At 43.2% G+C, this 25,551-nt stretch carries 25 protein-coding genes and 1 tRNA gene; 11 read left to right on the plus strand and 15 right to left on the minus strand.

What is annotated here, in order from left to right; all coding sequences use genetic code 11:
* The first annotated feature begins 123 nt into the window (after positions 1-123).
* Together IH597_04545 and IH597_04550 are read left to right on the plus strand one after the other, a co-directional pair.
* Positions 124-1,287 carry an IS4 family transposase gene (locus IH597_04545; GenBank protein ID MBE0661718.1) on the plus strand — a complete coding sequence of 388 codons (1,164 nt, stop codon included), beginning with the start codon at positions 124-126 and terminating at the stop codon, positions 1,285-1,287.
* 227 nt (positions 1,288-1,514) lie between these two features.
* Positions 1,515-1,587 (plus strand) — tRNA-Phe (locus IH597_04550).
* Positions 1,588-1,667: 80 nt separating this feature from the next.
* Here the strand turns inward: IH597_04550 and IH597_04555 are convergent.
* The 3 genes from IH597_04555 to IH597_04565 form a co-directional block, all read right to left on the minus strand.
* Positions 1,668-2,378, minus strand: a complete 711-nt coding sequence (locus IH597_04555) for a lipoprotein signal peptidase (GenBank protein MBE0661719.1) — start codon at positions 2,376-2,378, stop codon at positions 1,668-1,670.
* A gap of 103 nt (positions 2,379-2,481) precedes the next feature.
* The gene (locus tag IH597_04560; GenBank protein ID MBE0661720.1) at positions 2,482-2,865 is read right to left on the minus strand and encodes a TraR/DksA family transcriptional regulator; all 384 of its coding nucleotides are present in this window, start codon (positions 2,863-2,865) and stop codon (positions 2,482-2,484) included.
* A 55-nt stretch (positions 2,866-2,920) separates the two neighbouring features.
* Complete coding sequence (locus tag IH597_04565) at positions 2,921-6,289, minus strand: isoleucine--tRNA ligase (GenBank protein ID MBE0661721.1); 3,369 nt, start codon at positions 6,287-6,289, stop codon at positions 2,921-2,923.
* Positions 6,290-6,484: 195 nt separating this feature from the next.
* Between IH597_04565 and IH597_04570 the strand changes: the two genes are divergently transcribed.
* The 3 genes from IH597_04570 (at position 6,485) to IH597_04580 (ending at position 9,276) form a co-directional block, all read left to right on the plus strand.
* Complete coding sequence (locus IH597_04570; protein MBE0661722.1) at positions 6,485-7,201, plus strand: hypothetical protein; 717 nt, start codon at positions 6,485-6,487, stop codon at positions 7,199-7,201.
* 277 nt (positions 7,202-7,478) lie between these two features.
* Positions 7,479-8,534 carry a histidine kinase gene (locus IH597_04575; protein ID MBE0661723.1) on the plus strand — a complete coding sequence of 352 codons (1,056 nt, stop codon included), beginning with the start codon at positions 7,479-7,481 and terminating at the stop codon, positions 8,532-8,534.
* The gene (locus IH597_04580) at positions 8,521-9,276 is read left to right on the plus strand and encodes a response regulator (GenBank protein MBE0661724.1); all 756 of its coding nucleotides are present in this window, start codon (positions 8,521-8,523) and stop codon (positions 9,274-9,276) included. Before IH597_04575 ends, IH597_04580 begins: the two co-directional genes overlap by 14 nt.
* A gap of 15 nt (positions 9,277-9,291) precedes the next feature.
* Here the strand turns inward: IH597_04580 and IH597_04585 are convergent, their stop codons facing one another.
* The 7 genes from IH597_04585 to menD form a co-directional block, all read right to left on the minus strand.
* On the minus strand, positions 9,292-10,320 hold the full coding sequence (locus IH597_04585; protein MBE0661725.1) for an AMP-binding protein: 1,029 nt from the start codon (positions 10,318-10,320) through the stop codon (positions 9,292-9,294).
* 39 nt (positions 10,321-10,359) lie between these two features.
* Positions 10,360-10,542 carry a hypothetical protein gene (locus IH597_04590; GenBank protein ID MBE0661726.1) on the minus strand — a complete coding sequence of 61 codons (183 nt, stop codon included), beginning with the start codon at positions 10,540-10,542 and terminating at the stop codon, positions 10,360-10,362.
* 60 nt (positions 10,543-10,602) lie between these two features.
* Positions 10,603-11,634, minus strand: a complete 1,032-nt coding sequence (locus IH597_04595; protein ID MBE0661727.1) for an o-succinylbenzoate synthase — start codon at positions 11,632-11,634, stop codon at positions 10,603-10,605.
* A 22-nt stretch (positions 11,635-11,656) separates the two neighbouring features.
* Positions 11,657-12,550: a 1,4-dihydroxy-2-naphthoate polyprenyltransferase gene (locus IH597_04600; GenBank protein MBE0661728.1), complete on the minus strand. Its 894-nt coding sequence runs from the start codon at positions 12,548-12,550 to the stop codon at positions 11,657-11,659.
* A 147-nt stretch (positions 12,551-12,697) separates the two neighbouring features.
* Positions 12,698-13,159, minus strand: coding sequence for a hypothetical protein (locus tag IH597_04605; protein MBE0661729.1), 462 nt, complete (start codon positions 13,157-13,159; stop codon positions 12,698-12,700).
* Positions 13,160-13,268: 109 nt separating this feature from the next.
* Complete coding sequence (menB, locus tag IH597_04610; GenBank protein MBE0661730.1) at positions 13,269-14,093, minus strand: 1,4-dihydroxy-2-naphthoyl-CoA synthase; 825 nt, start codon at positions 14,091-14,093, stop codon at positions 13,269-13,271.
* Positions 14,090-15,778, minus strand: coding sequence for a 2-succinyl-5-enolpyruvyl-6-hydroxy-3-cyclohexene-1-carboxylic-acid synthase (menD, locus tag IH597_04615; GenBank protein MBE0661731.1), 1,689 nt, complete (start codon positions 15,776-15,778; stop codon positions 14,090-14,092). The genes menB and menD overlap by 4 nt, the downstream gene beginning before the upstream one ends.
* Before the next feature lie 329 nt (positions 15,779-16,107).
* Between menD and IH597_04620 the strand changes: the two genes are divergently transcribed.
* On the plus strand, positions 16,108-16,554 hold the full coding sequence (locus tag IH597_04620; protein ID MBE0661732.1) for a nucleoside deaminase: 447 nt from the start codon (positions 16,108-16,110) through the stop codon (positions 16,552-16,554).
* A 1-nt stretch (position 16,555) separates the two neighbouring features.
* Here the strand turns inward: IH597_04620 and IH597_04625 are convergent, their stop codons facing one another.
* The 5 genes from IH597_04625 to purH all read right to left on the minus strand — a co-directional run bounded on the left by IH597_04625 (position 16,556) and on the right by purH (position 21,874).
* Positions 16,556-17,668 (minus strand): AhpC/TSA family protein, encoded by a 1,113-nt coding sequence (locus IH597_04625; GenBank protein MBE0661733.1) that lies wholly within the window; start codon positions 17,666-17,668, stop codon positions 16,556-16,558.
* A 37-nt stretch (positions 17,669-17,705) separates the two neighbouring features.
* Positions 17,706-18,212, minus strand: coding sequence for a rod shape-determining protein MreD (gene mreD / locus IH597_04630; protein MBE0661734.1), 507 nt, complete (start codon positions 18,210-18,212; stop codon positions 17,706-17,708).
* On the minus strand, positions 18,209-19,030 hold the full coding sequence (gene mreC, locus IH597_04635) for a rod shape-determining protein MreC (GenBank protein MBE0661735.1): 822 nt from the start codon (positions 19,028-19,030) through the stop codon (positions 18,209-18,211). Before mreC ends, mreD begins: the two co-directional genes overlap by 4 nt.
* A 93-nt stretch (positions 19,031-19,123) precedes the next feature.
* Positions 19,124-20,146 (minus strand): rod shape-determining protein, encoded by a 1,023-nt coding sequence (locus IH597_04640; protein ID MBE0661736.1) that lies wholly within the window; start codon positions 20,144-20,146, stop codon positions 19,124-19,126.
* A 210-nt stretch (positions 20,147-20,356) separates the two neighbouring features.
* The gene (purH, locus tag IH597_04645) at positions 20,357-21,874 is read right to left on the minus strand and encodes a bifunctional phosphoribosylaminoimidazolecarboxamide formyltransferase/IMP cyclohydrolase (GenBank protein MBE0661737.1); all 1,518 of its coding nucleotides are present in this window, start codon (positions 21,872-21,874) and stop codon (positions 20,357-20,359) included.
* A gap of 189 nt (positions 21,875-22,063) precedes the next feature.
* On the opposite strand from purH, the gene IH597_04650 reads away from it, so the two are divergent.
* The 5 genes from IH597_04650 (at position 22,064) to IH597_04670 (ending at position 25,540) form a co-directional block, all read left to right on the plus strand.
* Positions 22,064-23,314 carry an ABC transporter permease gene (locus IH597_04650; protein ID MBE0661738.1) on the plus strand — a complete coding sequence of 417 codons (1,251 nt, stop codon included), beginning with the start codon at positions 22,064-22,066 and terminating at the stop codon, positions 23,312-23,314.
* Positions 23,315-23,349: 35 nt separating this feature from the next.
* Positions 23,350-24,489 (plus strand): iron-containing alcohol dehydrogenase, encoded by a 1,140-nt coding sequence (locus IH597_04655; GenBank protein ID MBE0661739.1) that lies wholly within the window; start codon positions 23,350-23,352, stop codon positions 24,487-24,489.
* A 78-nt stretch (positions 24,490-24,567) separates the two neighbouring features.
* Positions 24,568-24,873 carry a hypothetical protein gene (locus tag IH597_04660; GenBank protein ID MBE0661740.1) on the plus strand — a complete coding sequence of 102 codons (306 nt, stop codon included), beginning with the start codon at positions 24,568-24,570 and terminating at the stop codon, positions 24,871-24,873.
* Between the two features lie 73 nt (positions 24,874-24,946).
* The gene (locus IH597_04665) at positions 24,947-25,303 is read left to right on the plus strand and encodes a nucleotidyl transferase AbiEii/AbiGii toxin family protein (protein ID MBE0661741.1); all 357 of its coding nucleotides are present in this window, start codon (positions 24,947-24,949) and stop codon (positions 25,301-25,303) included.
* A gap of 6 nt (positions 25,304-25,309) precedes the next feature.
* On the plus strand, positions 25,310-25,540 hold the full coding sequence (locus IH597_04670) for a hypothetical protein (protein MBE0661742.1): 231 nt from the start codon (positions 25,310-25,312) through the stop codon (positions 25,538-25,540).
* Positions 25,541-25,551 lie beyond the last annotated feature (11 nt).

Here is a 25,551-nt window from a genome sequence, read left to right on the forward strand (position 1 = left end):
CATTACTGTCCCATTAAAATCTAAAAAAGTTCTTTGATATATTTGAAATTTAGTTTGTTACAGGCGTTTTTCAATTAAACGGATTTCAATTTGCATTTTCGCTATTCTTAAAGAGAATAGCAAATGCATAAGGATAAATACGTTTTCGCTCAATTAGCATTCTTCCTGGATAGGAATAAGTTCAATTACATCGTTCGCAAGTATGACGGTGACAAATATGTGAAACATTTCACTTGTTGGAACCAGATGCTTGCTCTGATGTTCGGACAACTGTCGAATCGTGAGAGTCCTAGAGATTTGATTGTCGCACTTGATGCTCATCACTCCAAATCTTATCATTTAGGCTTGGGCAAGAGTGTTTCTAAATCATCTCTGGCAAGAGCTAATCAAGATAGAGACTATCACATCTTTGAAGAATATGCTTACTATTTGGTAAACCAAGCAAGGCAGAAACGGGTTTCTGACATCTTCAAACTTGATGGTAACATCTATGCTTTTGATTCAACAACAATTGACTTATGCCTTTCCGTATTCTGGTGGGCGAAGTTTCGCAGGAAAAAAGGGGGTATCAAAGTGCATACATTATATGATGTAGAGACACAGATTCCTACATTTTTTCACATCACCGAAGCTTCTGTACACGACTCTACGGCAATGAAAGAAATCCCTTATGAATCAAGCTCATATTACATATTTGACCGTGCGTATAATCACTTCAGGATGTTGTATAAGATTCATCAAATAGGAGCTTTCTTCGTTGTCAGAGCAAAAAAGAATCTCCAATACAAGATAATCAAATGGAAACGAAGATTGCCCAAGAACGTACTTTCAGATGTAATGATTGAATTGACTGGGTTTTATCCTAAGCAATACTATCCAGAACATCTTAGGTTGGTCAGATATTGGGATGAAGAACAAAAGCGTGAGCTTGTATTTTTAACCAATGCAGTTCACATTTCTGCACTTCAAGTTGCTGAACTTTACAAGAACCGCTGGCAAGTCGAGCTCTTCTTTAGATGGCTAAAGCAACATCTGAAAATTAAAAAATTCTGGGGAACTACTGAAAATGCTGTTCGGATTCAAATCTACGTTGCCATGTGCACTTACTGCTTGGTGGCGATCGTCCAAAAAGATATGCAAATTGACAGAAGTACATATGAGGTTTTGCAGATCTTGAGTATATCATTAACCGATAAAACGCATCTTCGTGACCTATTCCATAGAACTAAATTTCAAAATGACAAAGAACGATTTAGGCTTAATGAGCCAAATTTGTTTAATTTTTAATAGCGTCCCAATTTTAATGGGACACTAGTGCACAGATATAGTAAATACGCCGTTCAATCAGCTTGCTCCCGGGGATAAAATGCTAAAACCAGTTCTTTTGTAAACAACTTAGCATATTGCACTCGATTCATCAGCATGTTTTGTCTTCAGAACAAGGAATCATTTGCCGAAATAAAAAAAACATTTTGAAAGTTGAAATTCTTCTTATCTTTGCAGCCTCAACAGGCGGTACCATAGCTCAGCAGGTAGAGCAACGGACTGAAAATCCGTGTGTCACTGGTTCGATTCCAGTTGGTACCACCGCCAATAAAAAACCCCGATAATCCGGGGTTTTTTTATTGCTGTTTTATGCAAATTAGATTCGTGACGATTTTTCAGTTTCAGGTATCATTTTTAAGCGTATCGGGATATGATTCCTTTGGATTCTCTGTGTTTTCCTCAATAATTTGCTCTTGGGTTTCTTCCTGTGATTCACTCATGATAGGTTCTTCCTGGGTTTCCTTAAAAAACTTCCGCTGGAAAATGATCAGGATGAAAACGCCAATTGAAATGGCTGAATCGGCAACGTTAAATACGGGCCTGAAAAAAATAAAGTCCTGTCCGCCCCAGAATGGGAACCAGGAAGGATAGTGCCCCTTGATGATAGGAAAGTAAAACATATCCACAACCCTGCCGTGGAAAATGGCAGCATAACCGCCTTCTTCAGGAAGAAACCGGGCAGCTTCGAAAAAGGTGCTGCTGCTGAATAGTAGTCCGTAAAAAACACTATCAATGATATTACCCACAGCCCCAGCAAAAATTAATGAGATGCTGAAAATTAGCAAAGTGTGCTCACGGCGTTGTGTGAGCCGGTAGAGATATACCAGGATAAGGGTGGCTGCGACAATGCGGAACAATGTAAGAATAAGTTTGCCACTCTCGCCGGCAAACTCCAGCCCGAAGGCCATGCCATAGTTCTCAGTAAAATGGATGATGAACCAATCGCCCAGCACCTTGAATTCCTGTGCAAGGGTCATATTGGTTTTAATCCAGAACTTGGAAATCTGATCGACTAGAAGGATTAAAATTATAAGAATTGCCGGCTTTCTCAATGAAGATACATTTTAGTAGTGTTCACAGTTCACCCATGATCAGTCAAATAGCATGAAGCTGATTGCTTCTGCATTGTTGCTGAATGGGACGACACGGTTCATGTTATTTTTGCGCGCCTTGATTAAGCTTGGCTTCAATGCTAAGGGTAGCGTGAGGTACACTGCGTAGCCGTTCCTTAGCTATCAGCTTTCCGGTAACCCTGCAAACGCCGTAGGTTTTGTTCTGGATACGGATCAAAGCAGCCTCAAGCGATTTAATGAACTTGTCCTGGCGGGCAGCCAAACGACTGTTTTCTTCTTTTGATAACACCTGGTAACCTTCTTCCAGCACCTTAAAGGTGGGCGAAGTATCGTTGGTGTCGTGCTCGTTATTAAAAGTATAGGCTTCAGTGAGCATTTTAAGGTCACGTTCTGCTTTTTCCAATTTGCTAAGGATAATTTGTCTGAACTCCTCAAGTTCTTCATCCGAATAGCGGGTCTTTGTCATTTCTTCCTTCATAATTCATGTCCTCCTCATTGTTTAATGCTTTTCACGAAGCTGTTTAGCTGGTTGATTTGCTTACCAGAATATTTGTTGAAATATCATCAGTTAATTCAACCAACACTTTTTCTTCACTATTTATTGTTTCGCCGAGTGTAAGTTTTTCGGCCAGCGTTTCCGAACAAATATATGCAAAATTGTTTTCAATGGCCGAAACAAGGCCATTCTTTTTCTCAATCGTAAGGTGAATGGTATCAGTGACATCAAAACCATTGTCTTTCCTAAGGTTCTGAATGCGATTGATAAGTTCGCGGGCGATGCCTTCTTCCTGCAATTGCTCGGTAATTGTAATATCGAGCGCCACGGTAAGGTTGCCCATATTGGTTACAACCCAGCCGGGAATGTCTTCTGTAATTATTTCCACATCGCTGAGCAGAAGCTCAATCTCTTCTCCATCAACAGTAATTTTGTGCGAACCCAACGTTTCTATTGCCTGTATTTCCTGCTGGCCGAAACCGTTGAAAAGATTAGCAATGGCTTTCATCAATTTTCCGAACCGTGGGCCCAGGGTCTTGAAATTGGGTTTAATCCTTTTAACCAACAATGTGTTGTCTTCGCCCAGGTATTCAATCTCTTTCACGTTTACCTCACTAATTATAAGCGTTTTCATTGAATCAACATGGTTCCTGAACTGCATGTCAGATATGGGAATCATGATTTTATTCAATGGCTGCCTTACCCGTATATTGGTTCGTTTACGAAGTGAAAGTACCATTGATGAAATTTTCTGGGCCAGTTGCATCCTTTCTTCCAGCTCCTTGTCAATCAAATTAGTGTCTGCCCTCGGGAAATCTGTTAAGTGAACCGACATAGCTTTCTGGCACTTGGTGGCTTGGTTCAGATCCATAAACAGCCTGTCCATGAAGAAAGGTGCAATAGGAGCTGCAAGGCGGGCAACAGTTTCCAGGCAACGATAAAGTGTCTGGTATGCCGAAATTTTATCTTCTGTGTATTCACCTTTCCAGAAACGGCGGCGCGAAAGTCGCACATACCAGTTGCTCAGATGCTCGTCAACAAAATCCTGAATGGCGCGGCCTGCCTTTGTAGGCTCATAATCGTTGAGGCTCTCATCCGTAAACTGAACAAGCGTATTGAGTTCTGATAAAATCCAGCGATCAATTTCCGGGCGGCGCTCATGAGGGATTTCGTCTTCTTTATAGGTGAACCCATCTATGTTAGCATAAAGTGCGAAGAAATTATAGGTGTTGTAAAGTGTGCCGAAAAATTTGCGTTGTACCTCGGCTACACCTTCAATGTCGAATTTCAGGTTGTCCCAGGGCTGCGAATTGGTAAGCATGTACCAGCGGGTGGCATCAGGGCCGTACTTTTCGATGGTAGCAAACGGATCAACAGCGTTACCAAGGCGTTTCGACATTTTATTGCCGAGTTTATCAAGTACCAGTCCGTTGGAAACTACTGTTTTGAATGCTACATTGTCGAACGCCATGGTAGCGATGGCATGCAGTGTGAAAAACCAGCCGCGGGTCTGATCCACACCTTCTGCAATGAAATCGGCAGGGAAATATTCATCCAGCTCTTCGCCGCGTTCAAAAGGAAAGTGAAATTGTGCATATGGCATAGCTCCGGAATCAAACCACACATCAATCAGATCGGCTTCACGACGCATCGGGTTGCCTGATGGAGAAACCAGCACAATGTCATCCACATAAGGTCTGTGAAGATCAAAAGTTTTATAATTTTCATCAGATTGATCATCCGGTTCAAAATTGGCCATCGGATTTAATTGCATAAAACCGGCGGCAATAGCCTTTTCAATTTCTTCTTTAAGTTGCCTTGCCGACCCGATACAAATACGCTCGCTGTTGTCGTCGGTTGACCAGATTGGCAAAGGGGTTCCCCAGAAACGTGAACGGCTGAGGTTCCAATCCACAAGGTTTTCAAGCCAGTTTCCGAAACGGCCAGTGCCGGTGGCTTCTGGTTTCCAATTGATGGTCTTGTTCAACCCGATCATGCGATCTTTAAAAGCAGTTGTTTTAATGAACCATGAATCGAGCGGATAGTAAAGTATGGGTTTATCGGTACGCCAGCAATGCGGGTAGGAGTGTTCGTATTTCTCAGCTTTGAATGCCTGGTTTTCCTTTTTTAGTTTAACAATGATGTCAATGTCAACATTGTCATCTTTGGCGGGGTCAAAATTTGGATCGTATTCCGATTTTACATAACGACCTGCAAATTCTCCCATTTCCTCAATAAAGCGGCCTTGTTTGTCCACCATTGTCAATGAACCAAGTCCGTATTGCTTTCCGGTGCGAAAGTCATCAGCTCCGAAACTGGGCGCAATGTGCACTACGCCGGTTCCGTCTTCGGTGGTAACAAAATCACCGGCAACGATAACAAATGCATCACCGGTTTCGGGTTGGGCATATGGCATGAGTTGCTTGTATCGAATACCTTCAAGTGCCTTGCCTTTGAATTCGGCAGTAATTTCAAACGGGATGTTTTTCTGGCCAGGTTCATAATCATTGAATTTCAGCTCTGTGTTTTTTTCAGGGAAAAAGCGACCAAGCAGGTCTTTGGCTAAAATGACGGTTATGGGCTGGAAAGTGTAAGGATTGTAGGTTTTAACGCTTACATAATCAATTTTCTTCCCGATCGCCAATGCTGTATTACTCGGCAAAGTCCAGGGTGTAGTTGTCCATGCCAATACGAAAACATCGCCAAAAGCATCATTGAAAAGGAATTCGCTTTTCAGGTCGCGGGTCACTTTAAACTGTGCAGTAACGGTGTTGTCTTTTACATCGCGGTAGCAACCAGGCTGGTTCAGCTCATGCGTGCTGAGGCCGGTTCCGGCAGCCGGGGAATATGGCTGAATTGAATAACCTTTGTATATCAGGCCTTTTTCATACAATTTTGAAAGCAGATACCATACCGACTCAATATACTTGTTTTCGAAAGTAATGTAGGGATGATCGAGGTCAACCCAATAACCGATCTTACGGGTGAGGTCGTCCCAAAGGTCTTTGTATTTCATTACTTCCTCGCGGCACTGGTTGTTGTAGTCAGCCACGGAAATTTTTTTACCAATGTCGTCTTTTGTGATTCCCAGGGTTTTTTCCACAGCCATCTCAATGGGCAGGCCATGGGTGTCCCATCCGGCTTTGCGTGCGACATGAAAGCCCTTCATGGTTTTGTAACGGCAGAAAATATCTTTAATGGCGCGTGCCATTACATGGTGAATGCCCGGAATACCATTGGCAGAAGGTGGACCTTCGTAAAACACATAAGGAGGATGGCCTTGGCGAATTTCAAGGCTTTGATCAAAAATATTATGCTCTTCCCAATATTTGAGTATATCCTTGCCAATGTTGGTAAGATCGAGTTGCTTGTATTCCTTGTACCTGAGCTTCATCTGGTATAGCTTTTTACCCTGATTTGTAAATAGTTTGCAAAAGTAGTAAAAAAACCTTTTTGAAAGGGCAAGAGGATACGGCGGGCAATTGCACTAAACAGCTATCCACCGGGTTAAAACACGCATTCGCCGATTTCCGCTTACTGAAAGTTGCCGGATGGTCTTACATTTGCTGAAAATTTAAACGATATAATTATGGAAACGAATAACACAGAACTCAGGCAGAAAACCTGGAAGAACAAAACTGTTGCTTTCGGGATTTTGGTAATGTTAGCGGGTCTTGCCCTGATGCTTCGTAATTTGGGAGTGATGGATCGCTCAGTATCAAATATTATATTTTCATGGCAAATGCTTATCATAGTAATCGGTTTTATCAACACTTTCGGGCATTCCAAAGTATGGGGTTTATTGTTGATGACAGTTGGGGGGGCTTTCCTGATTGCAAAAATCTACGGGGTCCCTTTGAGCTTCTGGCAAGTGGCGTTGCCATCCCTGGTAATACTCGTTGGTGTGGCATTGCTCTTCTCTTCCCTCAACTTTTTTTCAAAACGCAGAACAGTTAGGATTAGCGCAAGCGATGATGTGATTGAAGATGTAGCAGTTTTTGCAGGATCAGAGCGCTCCATCCATTCCGAATCCTTTAAAGGGGGTAAAATACTGGCCATTTTTGGAGGTTCGAAACTAAACATGAGCAAAGTGGTTCTGGCCCCAGGCGTTAATGAGCTTGAAATTGTTTGTGTTTTTGGCGGTGTGTCATTGATTGTTCCGCACGATTGGAACATCAAAGTGGAGGTATTCAACATCTTTGGAGGCTATGAAGACAAACGTAGTGTGAGCCTGGTTGACATGAACAAAACCCTTATTATCAAAGGAGTTACCGTATTTGGTGGTGGAGAAGTGAAAGGTTATTGAGAAACAAGCCCAAAAACCAAAGTCAAAAACTAAAGACACAAGAAACAAGACACGAGAGTTATGGGGTAATGGAGTACTGGACTAATGGAAAATGGAAAATGGAAAAGTGAGAAAGTGAGAAAACGAGAAAATGAGAGCGCTGTTTCAACTGTATTACAATGTATGACAACTGCATGACCATGAATGACAATTGTATGACTATTTTATAGCATCCACACTACATAACAAACCGATTACCGAATACTGAAAACAGATTACTGCCAACTGATTACCTACCATGAGTGCAATTCTTAAAAAGTTTCAGCTTCAGTTTCTATATATAATGATGTGGGTCGTGCTTGCCATATTCCATCTGTTTGTTTTAAACTGGGGTTATAATATCCGGTTTTCATCAGCACTTGCCGATAGCATGGTTTTTAATTTCATGTTTGCTATCCTGGGAGTAGGACTTTGGTTTAGTGTGAAATTCGCACAGTTGCAAAAGAAAAACGTTTTTGAAATTTTATTCCAGCACCTCACTACAAGCACCATCCTGCTGCTCTTATGGATGCTAATTTCCAAAGCGCTACTGGGCGTTATGCTCAAGTCAGATGTATTTTATATCGAATTCCTGGATCGCTCTATAACTATGCGTATTTTCAGTGGCATACTTTTCTATGGTCTGCTTGTGTCAATTTATTATCTGATCGCAAGTTTTCGTGAACTCAATGAGAAGGCCAAAAAAGAAGCCCTACTTACAACCATGTTAAAAGAGGCGGAACTGGATATGCTTCGTTCGCAGATCAGGCCGCATTTTTTGTTTAATAGTTTGAACGCCATAAGTTCATTAACCATCAGCCGGCCGGAACAAGCACAGGAAATGGTGATCAAACTTTCGGAGTTTATGCGCTATTCCCTGAGCCAGCAAGGTGAGATGATGAGCACACTTGAAAAGGAACTTTACCACATCAAGCTTTATCTTGATATTGAGCAGGTGAGGTTCTCTGGCAAGTTGAAAATCAGCCATGAGGTTGATGAAAATGTGCTGGCATGGAAAGTTCCTTCCATGCTCTTGCAACCCCTGGTTGAAAACGCTATTAAATATGGTGTATATGGTTCAGAAGGCCAATCAAATATTAGCCTGAAAGCCTTTGCTGAAAGCAATCATCTGCAAATTTCCATTTGCAATAATTTCGATCCGGATGATACGCCCAGAAAAGGCACCGGAACGGGTCTGAGAAATGTGGCACGAAGGCTCGAAACCATTTATAGCCAAACCGGCTTGATGCAAGTAAAAAACAACGGTTCAGATTTTGAAGTTTTATTAAAAATACCCTCACATGCCAACAATTAGAGCCATTATAGTTGATGATGAAGTACTGGCCCGCGAGCTCGTAAGAAATTACCTGAATGATATTGAAGAAGTTGAGGTTATTGCTGAATGTCAGAATGGGTTCGATGCGTTGAAAGTAATTCATGAACAAAAGCCCGATCTTGTTTGCCTTGATATCCAGATGCCAAAGATTGACGGTTTCGAACTGCTGGATGTGTTGGAAACCAAGCCGGAAATCATTTTTACCACTGCTTTCGACCAGTATGCCCTGAAAGCTTTTGAACAAAATGCTGTGGATTACCTGCTAAAACCCTTTTCAAGGGAAAGGTTAAAACAAGCTGTTGAGAAAGCAAGGGCAAGAATCCTGGCTGCATTAGCCGGGTCAACATCGCAACCTTTGGAATCGCTTCAGCAGCACCTGGATGAAAGCGATAAAACCTTGAACCGTGTAGTGGCCAGGTTGGGTTCAAAAATCATTGTTATTCCGGTTGAGAAAATTTATTACCTCGAAGCGCAGGACGATTATGTGATGATTTATTCGGAGTTGGGCAGGCATTTGAAAGAAAAAACCATGAAATATTTTGAAGCGCACCTGCCGCAGGATGGTTTTATCCGCATACACCGGAAATACATTGCCAATCTTGCATTCATAAGTTCGGTGGAGTTGTATGAGAAAAATACACACCTTGTGCTGATGAAAAATGGCGACAAAATCCGTGCAAGCCAGGAAGGATATAAAAGGCTACGCGGAATATTTTCTTAAGAACCTCTCAGATTATTACCCATTCAATAGTTTTTGAATTTCACTGCGATTGATTTTGCCGGTGGAAGTTTCAGGGAATTTTGCAAGAAAAATTATTTCGCGGGGTTTTTCGTAAGATCCCAGGTTTTCAGCGATGAAACCCGGCAAAGTTTCAAACTCTTCCGGAGTTGTCGTTTCTATCACCAAAACAAGCTTTTCCCCAAGTTTCCCGTCTGGCATTCCAGCAACGATGAAGCGTTCCTTGATTAGGCCTTCCAATTTTTTCTCAACTTGTTCCGGGAAGATTTTAATTCCTCCGCTGTTAATCACGTTGTCAGCCCGGCCCAACCAACGAAATTGTGTTGGACTGATGATTTCGACCAAATCGTTTGTGCTCACATCCTGATCATCGAGATGCGGGGCTTGTATGATCAGGCATTCTCTGCTGTCGGTGCTGATTTTAATTCCGGGCAAAACGCTGAAAAATTCACTTCGCTTGCTTCCATTTAGTTTTCTCAGGGCAATATGGGTAAGGGTTTCGGTCATGCCATAGGTTTCGAAAATCTCGCCTGGCAGTTGCCGTAGTTCATCTTCAAGTTGCCGGCTCACAGGCGCTCCACCAATGATCAGCTTCTTAATTTGACTTAACTTCTTAAATGTTTCAGATTCCTTCAACGTTTCCTGTACCTGCATGGGTGTCATAGCTGCAAAATCTATATTGGATTCTGATGACACTTCCTTCAGCGGATGGGAGGAGGGTTTTACGGCCACCAGGTTGAGGCTAAGAACCAGAGCACGTACCAGCATCATTTTCCCGGCAACGAATTCCAAAGGCATGCATAACAAAGCAGTATCACCTTTCTTTAAGTCAAGAACCTGCCCGGTCAGTTGTGCAGACCGGATCATGGATTGCCGGCTCACCCAGATTTGTTTAGGTTTTCCCGTGGAACCAGAGGTTTGGAGGGCGAAATAATCCAGATCGGATTTCCATTGTTTGATGAAATCTTTTAGTGCAGGTGGAATTTGAAATCCGTCTGGGATTATTTGAATGTTTGATTCATTCATTACTGTTTTCAATGACTTCCAACGACTGAACAGTCCACTTTATGTTAACCATTTTTTCAGATTTTCCTTTGCCTCTTCAGTGGAATATGTCTTTCCTTTTTGCGATTGTTCCAAACCTGTTTCTACCTTATTCAGCAGCACAATCCTGTCCAGCACATCGTCAATTGAAAATTTATCTGGCATTTCATTGATGCTTTGCAGCAGTTTTTCTTTTGTAATCATGTGATTTTTTTTCAAAGTTAGGTCAATTTTATGAATGGTGGATTAATTGTCAATCGAGGTTTAATACCGTTCCGGATCAAATTTTAGTATTCCGTGTTCAATAATTGATTTCGATGGGAAATTATTCACAAACAATTTCCCGGTTCCCAATCCATGATGCATTGGGTTATTCAGGGTGTATGTCCATTGCGCGAGGGCGTTCAGGCCGATGTTGGATTCCAGCGCCGAAGTAATCCACCATCCAATGTTCAAGGTTTTTGCGGCATCAATCCATTCCTGTGTTTTTGCGAACCCCCCCAACATGGATGGCTTAAGCACAAGGTATTGGGGCTTGATGGTTTGCAGGAGATTAAATTTGCTGCGGTCAGAATCCGGTGCGAACAGTTCTTCGTCGAGGGCGATAGGCAAAGGTGTTTTATCACACAGAGCGGCCATTGCCGGCCAGTTTCCTGGTTTGATGGGTTGTTCAATGGAATGCAGCTTGAAATCTGATAAGCGCTTTAGTTTCTCCAACGCTTCCGATGGTTCAAATGCACCGTTGGCATCCACACGCAGTTGAATTGCATCAGCATTGAATTTTTTTCTTATTGCTCTCAACAAATCAATCTCTTCCTCGAAATCCATTGCCCCGATTTTCATTTTTATGCAATCGAAACCTTCGTCAACGCGCTTTCTTATTTGTTGAAGCATATTTTCTTTCGAATCCATCCAGATCAAGCCATTGATCGGTATTCCCATGTTGTCTTCAGTAAATTCTGATTTGTAGAGTAAACCGGAACCGCCCTGCCTTAAATCCTGCCACGCCATTTCAAGTCCGAAGCGGATAGATGGAAAGCGATCCAGTTGTGGGTCAGAAAAAGAAAGAAAATGCGCCGGGTTGGAGCATATTTTGTCCAGCATCGCTTCATAACCCTCGTTAGAGTCAGGACTTAGACCATTGATAATGCTACATTCTCCTGTTCCAATAATATCGGGGTTTGCCGTGTCAAACAGTTTGATAATCCAGGAGGTTTTTTCGGTTAGCACACCGCGGGACGTCCCGGCCGGGTAATTGAAAGTGAGGATATGCTTATGATAACTGGCGCTTAGCATGGCTGAAGGTTCGAAAAAATAATCAGAAAACCAGGCTCAGCCCGAAGATGATTGAAAATGCAAATGTGGTGAGGGCAAGGCGTTTCAGGTAGGGGTCAAGCTCGGCAGGAATGGTATGGTGGAACACATTGTAAACATTCATCCAGAAAAACGGGACCGTTATCAGGAAAAACATCTGGAACGGTGAACGGTAATTGATGATCATGTATAATAGGCCAAAAACAACCGAAGCGCTGATGAGCACAAGATGATAAATACGTGCTGCACGAATTCCATGCCTCACCACCAGTGTATATTTACCCGAGCGGGCATCATTCTCACGGTCGCGCATGTTGTTGAGGTTCAACACTGCTACACTGAGAAATCCAACAGCAGCGGCAGGCAATAGCACTTCGGGCTCAAAACGGTTGGTGATCAGAAAATAGGTTCCCATCACACCCACCAGGCCAAAAAATACGAACACGAATAAATCGCCGTAGCCGTAGTATCCATATGGCTTCCGGCCAACAGTATATTTAATGGCTGATACAATGGCCAATAAACCAAGTGCAAAAAAGAAAATTTTACCTCCTGGAGCGGCTCCCTGCAAGCCCAGAAAAACCAAGGGTATTCCTGCTGCAAGCGACAAGATTGTGAAAATGATAATAGCAACCTTCATCTGGCCGGCGCTGATTTTACCGCTTTGCACAGCCCTTTTGGGCCCTACCCGGTTTTCATTATCCACACCGTGAGTTGAATCGCCATAATCGTTGGCAAGGTTTGAAAGTACCTGCAAGAAAAGAGTCGTGAGCAAAGCAAGAATGAAAACCGGCCAGTTTCTGGCCCCGTCAAAATATGCCAGGAAAGTGCCGAGTGAAACCGTTGAAAGCGCCAGCGGCAAGGTTCTTAACCTGAAAGCAGAAAGCCAGTATTTTATTTTATTTTCCAACAGTGTATTTTTTAACGGTTTGCAGCTACATGAGGGTGGCGATTTCGGAGACGAAAACTGTTTGCCACCACTGTACTTATTACGAACCACAAAACTTCATTTAACCTCTGAACCGCCAATTTCTTGTAGGTGCTGTTATAGGGCGTTTTTCTTCTTGTCAATTCGTTTTAATTCTTTAGTTTCAATGTCATGAAATGTAATTGTCAGATCGTATGCGTTTGTGTCAAAGTATATTTCGTAAAATTTCAGTCCGTAAGTTTTTTCTAACTTTTTTAATTCGTCTGTGTCTTGCTTGAGTGTCCAGCCTGGATAAACAACTGCAAAATTTGCACCCCAAATAAATCCTTCGGGATAGTCAGGTTCGTCTTGTCGGTCAAGGTCGAGAAGTCTATCGTCCATTGAAAAATTCTCTGGAGCAACTTTTACTTTGTAGTCAACTTTGATACAGCCCTTTAAAATAAATTGAACTTCAGAGTCGAAGTCCATACCTGATAAATAACCTATAATTTCATAGTCACGGATGCATTCTAACATTCCGTGTCGGGTTATTGCTTGGTCAAACAAGTCGTATTCCTCTAACTTTTCTTTTATCGTCATTGTCTGTCTTAAAATGCCCTATAACTTTTGTGGAACCTCATCTTTGAATTTTGGATTTTGATCTTTGGATTTGGGTTTTAAAACTTGCGTCTCGTGTCTTGTCTCTTTTTCACGGAAACTTGGGATATTTCTGAAAATCCGGGTCCCGCTTCTCCAGAAATGCATTTTTCCCTTCCTGTGCTTCTTCGGTCAGGTAATACAGCAGGGTCGCGTTGCCAGCCAACTCCTGTATACCGATTTGTCCGTCAAGTTCGGCGTTAAAACTGTATTTCAGCATTCGTATGGCCAGTGGACTGCGTTTCATAATGGTTTTACACCAATCCACAACTTCGTCTTCCAGTTGCGCAAATGGCACAACTTTGTTTACCAATCCCATATCCAGGGCTTCTTTTGAGGAATACTGGCGACACAAGAACCAGATTTCACGGGCTTTTTTCTGGCCGACTATTCTTGCAAGGTATGACGAACCAAAACCTCCGTCAAAACTTCCAACTTTTGGCCCAACCTGCCCGAAAATGGCATTATCAGAGGCTACAGTCATATCGCAAACCACGTGCAGCACATGGCCACCACCGATGGCATAGCCATTCACCATTGCAATTACGGGTTTTGGCAACGAACGGATAAGTTTTTGCAAATCCAGTACATTCAGGCGTGGGATTCCATCTTTTCCGATATATCCGCCGTGGCCTTTTACATTTTGATCGCCGCCACTGCAGAAAGCTTTATCGCCTGCCCCGGTTATGACCACTACTCCAATGTCATTGTTATCGCGGCAGGTTTGCATAGCATCAATCATTTCCTTTACGGTATCGGGTGTAAAAGCATTGTGATACCTTGGGCGGTTGATAGTGATTCGGGCAATTCCGTCAAAGAAATCAAACAGGATTTCTTCGTAATCTTTCAGTTTTGTCCATTCTCGTTTGGTGGTCATGACCTTAAATATTTAAAGTATTCTCTTAACACGGCAGCGCTTGTTTTGTTTGGGGTTTTGATCTCAAGTATCGCTGGTTTCCTGATATTTAAATCCAGGAAAGTTGGCAGGCAGGCTTTCAATCCACTTTCGTCGGAAGCAGCGTAATAATCAAGTCCAAACATACGTGCCAAATGTTGGATTTCGGGGATATATGGGGTTTCGATGAATTGCTCAAATTCGGGCATTGTACCAGGCCCTTCGATGATGCGGAAAATATTTCCCCCGCCATTGTTCATCACAATGATGCGCAGGTTAGGCGTTAGGAGCTGGTTCCATAGGGCATTAGAATCGTACATGAAAGCAACATCCCCAGTGATAAGAACCGTAAGCGCAGGGTTTGCCCAGGCTGCCCCGGCAGCGGTTGACATGCACCCGTCAATGCCACTAACACCTCTGTTGCCAAAACAGTTTGTGCTATTGGGTGGATCGAATAATTGCAGGTATCGCACCGGAGTGCTGTTTCCAGCCTGGATCATCGTTCCTGCAGGAATATATTCCAGGATAATTTCAAATGCCTTGAGATCGGACCAGGTGCATTGACTGAGAAAGCTATTGTGTTTTTCAGTTCTTATTGCATGGCGTTCAGACCATAATGGGTGATAGCTTCCAGACGTCGGTTTTATCAATTGTATTAAATCACCGAAAAACGCACTTGCATTCATTGGAATACTGATACTGAGGCTCCGGAAAGCATCCATATGAAACCCCTCGGGTGATATGTGCCAATGGGCATTGGGTTTTTGCTTTTGCAGCCAGGCCTTCACCTTGCGGGAAACTATATTTCCACCCAGCGTAACAAGCAAGTCCGGTGTAAGATGATTTTCGGGTTCATTCTCAATTCCATCAACAAGCCGGTCAATATGCGGAAAGAATTTTTTATTGCTCAGGTTTGAAGTTGATTCAGTAAAAATCACGACACTTGGGTCTTCGGCTAATTTGGCCAAAAGTAGATTCAATTTATTATCTGGCGGCAATAAGCCTGTTATGATCAGTTTTGATCTGGCTTCATTCCATGACTCTGCAAGCCTTAACAAATCATCTTTTCCGGCTTGTGGTTGAACATTGAGAATTTGCATTAGCGGCACATCCAAAGGAAGGTTCTCATTTTCATTGTATAGCGGCTCACTTAATGGAATGTTGATATGCACTGGGCCGCATATCGGATAAGTAGCAGCATCAATGGCTTCGTTGATCAATCGAGCGTTGAAACGCAGCGTAGTTTCGTTCCAGGGTTCGGAAGGGAGTTGTATACTTTTTCGAATACAATTTGCGTACAATTCATGTTGACGGATGGTCTGCCCGTCGCCCTGGTCAATCCACTCGGGTGGACGGTCGGCAGTGAGGACAATAAGGGGGATTTGCTGGTAATAAGCTTCTGCAATAGCCGGGGCATAATTCAAAGCGGCAGTTCCCGAAGTGCAGGAAATGGCAACCGGCTTGCGTATTTGCTGTGCTATTCCCAAAGCAAAAAATGCTGCCGAGCGTTCATCAACAATGCTCAGGCATTCAATGCCTTCCTGCCTATTTAATGCGGCAATCACTGGTGCATTGCGCGAACCCGGGGAAACAACAGCTGTGCTGACACCTTTGGCAGCCAGTAGTCGTGCCAGTTGAATGAGCGATTCTTTGCCTTTGTAAAGCATCGTAAATTGGAAAATTGAGAAATTGAGAATTGAAAACTTACTGCCAATGCACAAAAGTAGGGAAATTCTTATTCTTCCTTGAAAGACAATTTTGCAGGCGCGAGATTTTTACGGGTCATACGAGGTCATACAGTTGTCATACGATGGTTATGCAGTTGTGATTCGTGGTCACACGGTTGTCATACAATTGTGAAGTAGTAGTCATGCAGTTGTATCAGCGCTTCTCATTTTCTCATCTTCTCACTCTCCCTTTTTCCATTACTCCCTTTCTACTTGTTTCTTGTCTCTTGTCTTTTGATTCTTTAGTTTTGCACTTCAAACCGCAGGCAATGGGATTAACTGTTTTTTCTGATGAAAGCTATATGAAGGAAGCATTAAAAGAGGCTCAGAAAGCTTTTGACCTTGATGAAGTTCCGGTGGGTGCGGTAATCGTTTGCGATAACCGGATCATAGCAAGAGCCCACAACCTTACTGAGCGCCTGAATGATGTAACCGCCCACGCCGAAATGCAGGCCATCACCGCTGCAGCGAATTTCCTTGGCGGGAAATATCTGAAAGACTGCAGCCTTTATGTGACCCTTGAACCATGTGTGATGTGTGCCGGAGCTATATTCTGGGCACAGGTTTCAAAGCTTGTATATGGTGCGAGTGATGAGAAACGGGGCTTCACAAAACTTGATAAAAGAATCATTCACCCCACTACAATAGTGCAGTCAGGTGTGATGGAAGATATAAGCGCGCGCTTACTGAAAGAATTTTTCAGAAACAGGCGATAATCTATTTTCCCTCAGAAAGGGAGCCAAAGATTTCTTCAAGCTTTTCGTGCAGTGCTTCTTCTCTGAGATTGCGGGCAATGATAACCCCGTTTTTGTCGAGTAGCACACTTGAAGGGATCGAATTGACTGCATACAAGGCAGCCGCTTCATTGCTCCATCCTGCAAGGTCGGATACGTGATGCCATGTGAGTTGGTCGTCATGGATAGCTTTGATCCAGCGGTCGCGGTCAGTATCAAGGGATACACCAAGTACATCAAATCCTAAATGACTGAACTTCTGGTAAGCCGCTACAATATTCGGGTTTTCCTGCCTGCAGGGTCCACACCATGATGCCCAGAAATCAACCAAAAGATATTTTCCCTGGAGGGATGAAAGGGCTACTGCATTTCCCGTTGAGTCGTTCATCATGAAATCCGGGGCCTGCTGACCAATTTGCACGTTCTTTAACTTGGTTACCCTGTCGTTCAGGTCGACTACATAGGTTGAGCCACTGATAGCCGGGTCGAATTTTGCAACAATCGCTTCGATATCGCTCAGCTCAAGAATGTAAAGGTTACGCAATGCGATAAAAGCTGAGACAACCGAATTTGAATTTTCATGAATAAAACGAATTACATATTCGTTTTTATCGGTCTCAGTTGTGTCATACTGTTGTCTGTATTCCTCCATCATTTCCGTATTGCCTTCTTTTTCTACTTCAGTATAATTTTTGTATATGGTGGCCAACTTTTCATCATAGCCTTTCATATCATCCTGATAAGTTCGGTAAACATCCTGGCTTTGCGAACCAGTTACAGCTGGGTTGCTTAAATCATCAATAGTACCTTTAAGTTCAATTTCGCCGGGTTCAAGAAAGAAGGAGATTTGATTTTGCTGATTTTCAAGTTTGAGGTAAGCCAACATTGGCAAATCAATCTCACCTGAAAAAGTGAATTCACCATTTACGGCCATCACAGAGTCGAGAGGAATAAACTTGCCTTTTTCGCGCTTAAGTATCTGAACCATACCTGATTCATAGCCTTCAATATCACCTTTAAGCGTATAAGCGTTTTCGTTTGTGCTGCATGCCATTAAGATGGCGGGCAGAAGCATCAGGAACCATTTTTTTTTCATTTTTTCCGGGTTTTAAATATTTAACAATATGGCAATACTAATGTTTGGTGTAAAAAAGATATTGTGCAATGATAATCAATAACATTGTAAAGAGCATGCTGAGGCCTGAGCGCATGAGCGTTTGCAAGATTTCGCTAAAGCGGAAAACTTCAAGAAGGAAGAGGCTTGTGTGATGAATGAATACCAAAAGGAACGCATAGGTAAAAAAAGTCTGTAACCCCATTGATCCCAGCGATGGGTAACTGCCGGGGTCATATTCCTGTTTCTGGGTTAGCAGTCGTAAAACAGCCGGCCTGCTAAAAGCCATGAACACGGTTGCAGCCAGATGCATTCCCGGGGTGTTTGTAAAAATATCTATGGTGTAACCCAATATAAAGGACAATGCCAATAGCGCCCAACCGGGAATTTCGTACGGAAGCATCAAAACAAACAGCACATAAAGATAAGGATTGATATAACCTCCGAAGTGGATATTATTGAGTATAAACACCTGCAACGCAACCAGGATGATAAATCTCAACAGTATTTGAAGGCTCAGGTTCATAGCTGTTTCATTATCGAAAGTTGTTCTGCTCTCATAAGGTTTTTGACCACATACACATGAGAGAGGCGGTTAAAGTCAACCGAAAACTGTAGGTTGACCGTATAAAAATGGTCGCCGCTGGCAATAAAATAATCCGTGATGGTGCCAATCATGATGTCTTTTGGAAACATCAGCGAAAACCCGCTTGTAACAATGGTATCGCCGGTTTGCAGATGTGCATGTGATGGAACATCCCTGAAAATACCATACCTGCTATTGCCCCCATCCCACGAAAGTGAGCCCTGGTAGTTGCTGTTTTTTAAACGCCCGTTGATTTTGGTGTTCTTGTTCAGAACCGACATCAGCCATGCGAAATTATCTGAAACATTGATCACAATACCCACAACACCTTCGGGCGATATAACAGCCATGTCAAGGCCAATCCCTTGCTTGCGGCCTTTGTCAATCATAATGTAATTGTTACGTTTGTTGGTGGAATTGCTGATCACCTTGGCTGAAATATAATCAAACTGCAAGGGAGCAAGCGAATCGTTTGATGTTAATGGTTCAAGCTGGCTGTGAACTTCTGATTGCTGAAGCCTTTCTCTTAAACTCGCATTTTCTTCAGCGAGTTGCAAATTTACCTGCTTAAGTGAGAAGTATTCCGAGATGCCCATATTCCAGGTGTACAGAGTTCCCGTTAATTTGTTTGCGCTGTTGATAAAGATATACCGCTGGTAAAAAGAGTGGTTGATAATCATTGAAAATGCAACAACCTCCATTGTCAGAAAAATGAAGAAGAACTTGTATCTCAGAAGGAATGCAAAAAGATTTTGCATAGTTGTGGCAGGTGATAATTGATTTTATCAGGTTTCAGGGACAATCTGTAAAAACATTCATCATGATTGTTCGCTAAATCCCATATCCAATGTCTACTTAATAAGAAAGTTGAATTTGTTAAAATTCTTCAACGCTATACCCGTTCCTCTGGCAACAGCCCTCAAAGGATCTTCCGCAACATGCACGGGAAGCTTTGTTTTTGCGGCAATCCTTTTATCCAGCCCTCTTAGCAATGATCCGCCACCAGCAAGATAAATACCGGTTTTAAAGATGTCGGCGGCCAATTCAGGCGGGGTCATTTCCAGTGCGTTTAATACAGCCGCTTCAATCTTGGAAATTGATTTATCGAGGCAATGCGCAATTTCAGCATAGTTTACAATGATTTCTTTGGGGATGCCCGTGAGCAAATCGCGTCCGTGAACAGCATAATCAGGTGGAGGATTTTCAATTTCGGTCATGGCAGCGCCCACCTCAATTTTAATCATTTCCGAAGTGCGCTCTCCGATCACAATATTGTGCTGCTTGCGCATGTATTCTTCAATGTCGGCATTGAACTCATCGCCTGCAATGCGTATGGATTTATTGTTAACAATCCCACCCAATGCGATCACGGCAATCTCGCTGGTTCCACCCCCAATATCAATTACCATATTGCCATTGGGTTCCATTACGTCAATTCCGATTCCAATTGCAGCGGCCATAGGTTCGTGTATAAGCCTTACTTCTTTTGCCCCGGCTTGCTCAGCGGAATCTTTCACTGCCCGTTCTTCCACTTCTGTAATACCTGAAGGGATGCAGATTACCATTTTCAATGCCGGAGGGAACAAGGTTTTTTTATGGTTGATCATTTTGATCATTTCCCTGAGCATGTGCTCGGCTGATTGAAAATCGGCGATCACACCATCGCGTAAAGGCCTGATGGTTCTGATGTTATCATGGGTTTTACCATGCATCATCTGGGCTTTCTTGCCAACAGCTATGATCCGGTTGGTGCTTCGCTCAATGGCTACAATGGATGGCTCGTCAACCACCACCTTGTCGTTGTAAATGATAACTGTATTGGCTGTGCCAAGGTCTATGGCTATTTCGCGTGTAAGAAATGAAAATAATCCCATGTTTTGTCTCTCTGTAAAATTATCCTGGTTGTTATCCTAATTGTTCAGTTCAAAGTTCAAGGTTCGGCGTTCGGTGTTGTGGGTTCAAAGTTCACCAATCAACCTTCCATTACTCCATCACTCCCTCTTCTCATTTTCTCATCTTCTCCCTTTCTCTCAGTCCCTGAGTCTCCCGCTCTCCCCTTCTCCCACTCTCCCCATCCTGCCCAACTAGTGCTTAAAATGCCTTATTCCCGTAAACACCATCGCCACTTCATTCGCATTGCAGAAATCAATTGTTTCCTGGTCGCGAACCGAGCCTCCAGGTTGTATCACTGCCCGAATTCCTGCCTTGTACGCCAGTTCAACCGAATCAGCGAAAGGGAAGAACGCATCCGAAGCCATCACCGCGCCATTGAGGTCGAACCCAAAATGAACCGCCTTTTCTATTGCTTGTTTCAAGGCGTCCACCCGCGAAGTCTGGCCTGTTCCGCTGCCCAGCAATTGCCGGTTTTTAGCCAACACAATGGCGTTGGATTTGGTATGCTTCACCAGATGGTTGGCCCAGAGCAGATCAGCAAGTTCTTCGTCTGATGGCTGGCGATTAGTCATAACCTTTAAATTTTCCCGACTTTCCTGTTTCAGGTCTTTGTTCTGCCAAAGTACTCCATTCATTACCGACCTGAACTGTTCAGCTTGAAAATCAAACGATTTCTGTTGCAAAATTATTCTATTTTTCCTTGATTTGAGTATTTCAAGTGCATTATCTTCAAAACCGGGCGCCAGAACAATCTCGAAAAACAAATGATCCATTTCCCTTGCCGTGCTTTCATCAATCACGCGGTTTGTGATGATCACACCGCCAAAAGCTGAGATTTGGTCGCCGGCCAATGCGTCATTCCATGCTTCTAACAGCGTTTCTCTTGTTGCAACTCCACAGGCATTGGTATGTTTAAGGATCGCAAAAGTGGGTTCTGTAAATTCCTGGATCAAAGCTATGGCAGCATCAAGGTCAACAAGGTTGTTGTAGGAAATGGCTTTGCCGTGAAGCTGTGTGAACACTTCATCCAGTTGCCCGTAAAAGATGCCTTGTTGGTGAGGGTTCTCACCATAGCGCATAATGTTTTTTGTCTGAACGCTAAGCTTGAATGCATCAACACCCTTATCTGCATTGAAATAATTGAAAATGGCTGTATCATAGTGCGAACTCACATTGAAAGCAAGGGCAGCAAAATGGCGGCGGTCTTCCAGGGAGCTTTCCCCGTTCTTTTCTTCCAGCAAAGCAAGCAAATTGCTGTAAAGCCCGCGGCTCGGAACAATGAGCACATCGTTGAAATTCTTTGCGGCAGCGCGGATCAACGAAATACCCCCAATATCAATTTTTTCAATGATCTCTTTTTCATCGCCTGTGTGGCGAAGTGTTTCCTCAAAAGGGTATAGGTCAACAATCACCAGGTCAAGTTCCGGGATTGCATATTCAGCAAGTTGTTGCAGGTCTGATTCATGGCTGCGCCGGGCAAGTATGCCGCCAAACACTTTTGGGTGCAGGGTTTTGACCCGCCCGCCAAGAATAGAAGGGTAACCGGTTAGCTCATCAATGCCGGTGACTGTTACGCCACATTCTTCAAGAAATTGCTGTGTGCCTCCGGTAGAAAAGATTTTAACACCCAGTTCGTTTAGTCTTTCAACAACAGGCTTCAAACCATCTTTATAATACACTGAGATTAACGCTGATTTTATTTTTTTCATGAATGGTATTTGAAAATGGATAAATGATTAATGAAAGTTGAGGTTTTATTGGGGTTTTCTGGTTCTGGAAACCGATTGCAAGTTTATTAAAATATGCAGTGCAAGCCCTAAGCCGGATGTGATTTTTTATAGTATTTTTACTTTTTCTTTAACAGCAAGAAATTGTTTTAACCCACACATCAACTGATCATGCTCTTTTTTAAGTTAATAGGCGAGAGTTTTATATTTGCGATCCAGGCCATTGTTGTGAATAAAACCCGCACGCTACTTACGCTGCTGGGTATCACCATTGGCATTTTCTGCATTATTTCGGTTTTCACAGTTTTTGATTCCATTGAGCGAACCATACGAACCAGCGTAGAATCATTGGGCAGCAATGTAGTTTTTGTGCAAAAGTGGCCCTGGGCGATGGGTGGCCGCGATTATCCCTGGTGGAAATACATGCGCAGGCCCGAACCTAAAATTCATGAACTGGATGAGCTTGTAAGGCGCAGCCAGACTACCGAGGCGGCAGCTTTTTTTGTAGGTGCAACGCGTGAAGTCAGTTACCTGGCCAGCACCATGGAGGGTGCAAGCATTGTGGGTGTGTCGCACGACTATGATGCGGTATTCCCTGTTGAAATTGTAAACGGGCGTTATTTTACGCATGGTGAGTCAGCATCAGGCCGCAATGTTGCCATCATTGGTGATGATATCCGCAAAAACCTGTTTGGTGAGCTCGAACCTGTGGGCCGGCAGGTGATGGTCTGGGGCCGCAAACTGGAAGTGATTGGCGTGCTAAAGCGCCAGGGTCAGAATACATTCGGCGGTTCATCCGATAACCAGGTGATAGTGCCGGTGAATTTTGCACGCAGTTTTATTGATCTTAACAGCAATAATGTCGGTACCACCATTGTGGTGAAAGCCATGCCCAATGTTTCGAACGAGGAAATGAAGGATGAACTGACCGGTGTAATGCGCTCGGTAAGGCGGCTTAAACCGGCGGCAGAAGACGATTTCTCAATCAATGAAACCAGCCTGATTACCCAGGGTTTTGATGCGCTTTTCAATGTAATTTCCGTGGTGGGCTGGATCATTGGCGGATTTTCGCTACTGGTGGGCGGCTTTGGGATCGCCAATATCATGTTTGTTTCTGTAAAGGAGCGGACCGGTATTATCGGCATTCAAAAATCGGTGGGAGCCAAAAACTTTGTGGTGCTTTTCCAGTTTTTGTTCGAAGCCATTTTCCTTTCGGTTTTTGGTGGCATCATCGGTTTGATTATCATTTTTATAGGAACCCTTGTGTTTTCGTATGCCCTTGATATGGAGCTGGTGCTTACAGCCAGCAATATCTTCCTGGGTGTTTTTGTATCGGCGATTATTGGCCTGCTTTCCGGTTTTATCCCTGCCTGGTCGGCTTCAAGATTAGATCCGGTGGAGGCGATGCGGACGGCGATTTAGCCTGAAAAATTCAAGCGTAACAAAGGAATATAACAATGGAAAACTTCACAATCTTCAACCCCACAACTCTGCATTTCGGCAAGGATGTAATACTTAAGCTGCCAGATACTCTCAAAGCTTATGGCAAAAAGGTATTGCTTGTTTATGGTAAAAATTCCATTAAAAACAACGGGATATATGATCAGGTAATGGAGCAGCTGAATGCAGCCGGCGCAGAGGTTTTCGAATACTTCGGCATCAAATCAAACCCCATTGTCGAAGATGTGGATGCCGCAGCAAAACTTGGCCGTGAAAACAATGTGGATGTGATTGTGGCCGTAGGCGGGGGCAGCGTGATTGATTCGGCCAAGGTGATCGGCATTGCTATTCCGGTGCAGCACAGCGCATGGGATTTTTTAGCCGGAAAAGCCAAGCCGCAAAAAGCCGTGCCGCTGATTGCCGTGCTTACGCTTGCAGCCACCGGCACTGAAATGAATATGTTTGCCGTGGTTCAAAACAATGCTGAAGGCCGTAAATTGGGTTATGGCCACAAGCTCATGTATCCGGCACATTCATTCCTCGATCCGGCTTACACCATTTCCGTTCCCGCTGATTATACTGCTTATGGGATTGCCGATCTGATTGCCCATTGCCTTGAGAATTACTTTGGTAAAGGCAAAGCAACACTTACCGACCGCTTCATATTTTCAATCATTTCAGATGCCGTTGAGATCGCACCCAAGGTATTGGCTGAGCCGGATAATTATGAAAACCGCGCCGCAATCATGTATGCCGCCACTGCGGCTTTAAATGGCTTGACTTCATTTGGTAAGGGCATGGGCGATTGGGGCGTGCACAGCGTTGGCCATGTGTTTTCGCTGCTTTACGACGTTCCTCATGGCGCAAGTCTTACCATCGTTTACCCGGCCTGGATGAAGTTTAATAAAAATGAGCTTGAAGCAGAAATAGCACATCTCGGAAAATCTGTATTCGGAACACAAAACGCCGATGAAGCCATTGCAGCGTTTGAAAAGTTCTTCAGCAGCATTGGCTGCCCGGTAAGCCTGGCTGATGCAGGCATAGGTTCAGATAAAAAGCAGGAAATCCTTGAATCAATGAAATACAACAAGGTTCAGGGAAACCATCAGAAATTTACTCACGGACAAATGGAGGAGTTGCTGGATTTGATGTACTAAGATTAATGTCCTCATATAAAAATCAAAATATTCAAAAAAACTATTGAGTATCTTTGTTTGCTATTAATCCTAACATTCGTGTGCGACACCAATAATCAAGTGCTTTACAGGCAATTATCCTGGGACTATAATATCAGCCCTGAGGAAATTGCATTGGTGATAAAAGGTGAAAAGGAAATGGCTGGCCACTACAATCGTCAGACAATTTTTAAGAAAGCATTGGAAACTTACCCTTGGTTTACGATCATTCAACTTTTCGAACCCGGCGATATCAGCCTGTTGTTAACTGACGAGTTAATCTCAAGTCTAAGAATGCCCTCTTTGAGAAAACAGTATGAATTCATTAAAAAACGATTACAGGAAACTTTACCAACAGCAGGATAAATTTCTTAGTTGGTGGAGAACGCTACAATTGCCTTTTTACCTTACTGGTGGAACCGCTTTGGGATGATTCTATCTGAACCACAGATTTAGTGAAGACCTTGATTTCTTTGTTAATTCCGATCCCAATTTCAATCAGTACATCAGCTTAATCAAGACGGAAATTGTTAAAGCATTTGATGTAAATCTTAATGATTCGCTTTTTACTGATGATTTTGTCCGTGTTTTCACGCATTCAGAATCAACGAGTCTTAAGATTGAGTTTGTGAATGAAGTAGCTTACAGGGCTAGGAACCCCACTGATATTTATTTTGGCCTGGTAGATGATCCTTTAAACATCCTGACCAATAAAATCACAGCAATTATTGGCAGGGACGAACCGAAGGATGTCTTCGATATCATCTATATCGCATCAAATTACTCATTCAAATAGAATGAGGTGTTCTATCATGCTAAACAAAAAGCAGTCATTAATGAAATTGATGTTGAAGAAAGGTTAGTCACCTTTCCCTTCCAATCATTGGTAAATGTTGACTGGTTGATGTATCCTATTGATACGGCATCGCTTATAGTTAAATTGAAAAGAATTGCAGATGACTTTCTGCTTGGTTCGCAGAATACTCTGGGCTTGGGCAAGATGGATATAGCTGATGCAAAGCCACATCTATAGTGGCGGACTTT

The organism is Bacteroidales bacterium, from assembly GCA_014860575.1.
Lineage (GTDB): Bacteria > Bacteroidota > Bacteroidia > Bacteroidales > JAAYJT01 > JAAYJT01.

Coding starts and splice junctions, on each gene's coding strand:
- IH597_04605 (MBE0661729.1), bottom strand. CDS start 13,159: ATGACGATAAAAGAAAAGTTAGAGGAATACGACTTGTTTGACCAAGCA.
- IH597_04580 (MBE0661724.1), top strand. CDS start 8,521: ATGCCAACAATTAGAGCCATTATAGTTGATGATGAAGTACTGGCCCGC.
- menB (MBE0661730.1), bottom strand. CDS start 14,093: ATGACCACCAAACGAGAATGGACAAAACTGAAAGATTACGAAGAAATC.
- IH597_04640 (MBE0661736.1), bottom strand. CDS start 20,146: ATGGGATTATTTTCATTTCTTACACGCGAAATAGCCATAGACCTTGGC.
- IH597_04545 (MBE0661718.1), top strand. CDS start 124: ATGCATAAGGATAAATACGTTTTCGCTCAATTAGCATTCTTCCTGGAT.
- IH597_04565 (MBE0661721.1), bottom strand. CDS start 6,289: ATGAAGCTCAGGTACAAGGAATACAAGCAACTCGATCTTACCAACATT.
- IH597_04590 (MBE0661726.1), bottom strand. CDS start 10,542: ATGATTACAAAAGAAAAACTGCTGCAAAGCATCAATGAAATGCCAGAT.
- IH597_04560 (MBE0661720.1), bottom strand. CDS start 2,865: ATGACAAAGACCCGCTATTCGGATGAAGAACTTGAGGAGTTCAGACAA.
- purH (MBE0661737.1), bottom strand. CDS start 21,874: ATGAAAAAAATAAAATCAGCGTTAATCTCAGTGTATTATAAAGATGGT.
- mreC (MBE0661735.1), bottom strand. CDS start 19,030: ATGCAAAATCTTTTTGCATTCCTTCTGAGATACAAGTTCTTCTTCATT.
- IH597_04585 (MBE0661725.1), bottom strand. CDS start 10,320: ATGAATGAATCAAACATTCAAATAATCCCAGACGGATTTCAAATTCCA.
- IH597_04595 (MBE0661727.1), bottom strand. CDS start 11,634: ATGCTAAGCGCCAGTTATCATAAGCATATCCTCACTTTCAATTACCCG.
- IH597_04625 (MBE0661733.1), bottom strand. CDS start 17,668: ATGAAAAAAAAATGGTTCCTGATGCTTCTGCCCGCCATCTTAATGGCA.
- IH597_04620 (MBE0661732.1), top strand. CDS start 16,108: ATGGGATTAACTGTTTTTTCTGATGAAAGCTATATGAAGGAAGCATTA.
- IH597_04655 (MBE0661739.1), top strand. CDS start 23,350: ATGGAAAACTTCACAATCTTCAACCCCACAACTCTGCATTTCGGCAAG.
- IH597_04650 (MBE0661738.1), top strand. CDS start 22,064: ATGCTCTTTTTTAAGTTAATAGGCGAGAGTTTTATATTTGCGATCCAG.
- IH597_04575 (MBE0661723.1), top strand. CDS start 7,479: ATGAGTGCAATTCTTAAAAAGTTTCAGCTTCAGTTTCTATATATAATG.
- menD (MBE0661731.1), bottom strand. CDS start 15,778: ATGCTTTACAAAGGCAAAGAATCGCTCATTCAACTGGCACGACTACTG.
- mreD (MBE0661734.1), bottom strand. CDS start 18,212: ATGAACCTGAGCCTTCAAATACTGTTGAGATTTATCATCCTGGTTGCG.
- IH597_04570 (MBE0661722.1), top strand. CDS start 6,485: ATGGAAACGAATAACACAGAACTCAGGCAGAAAACCTGGAAGAACAAA.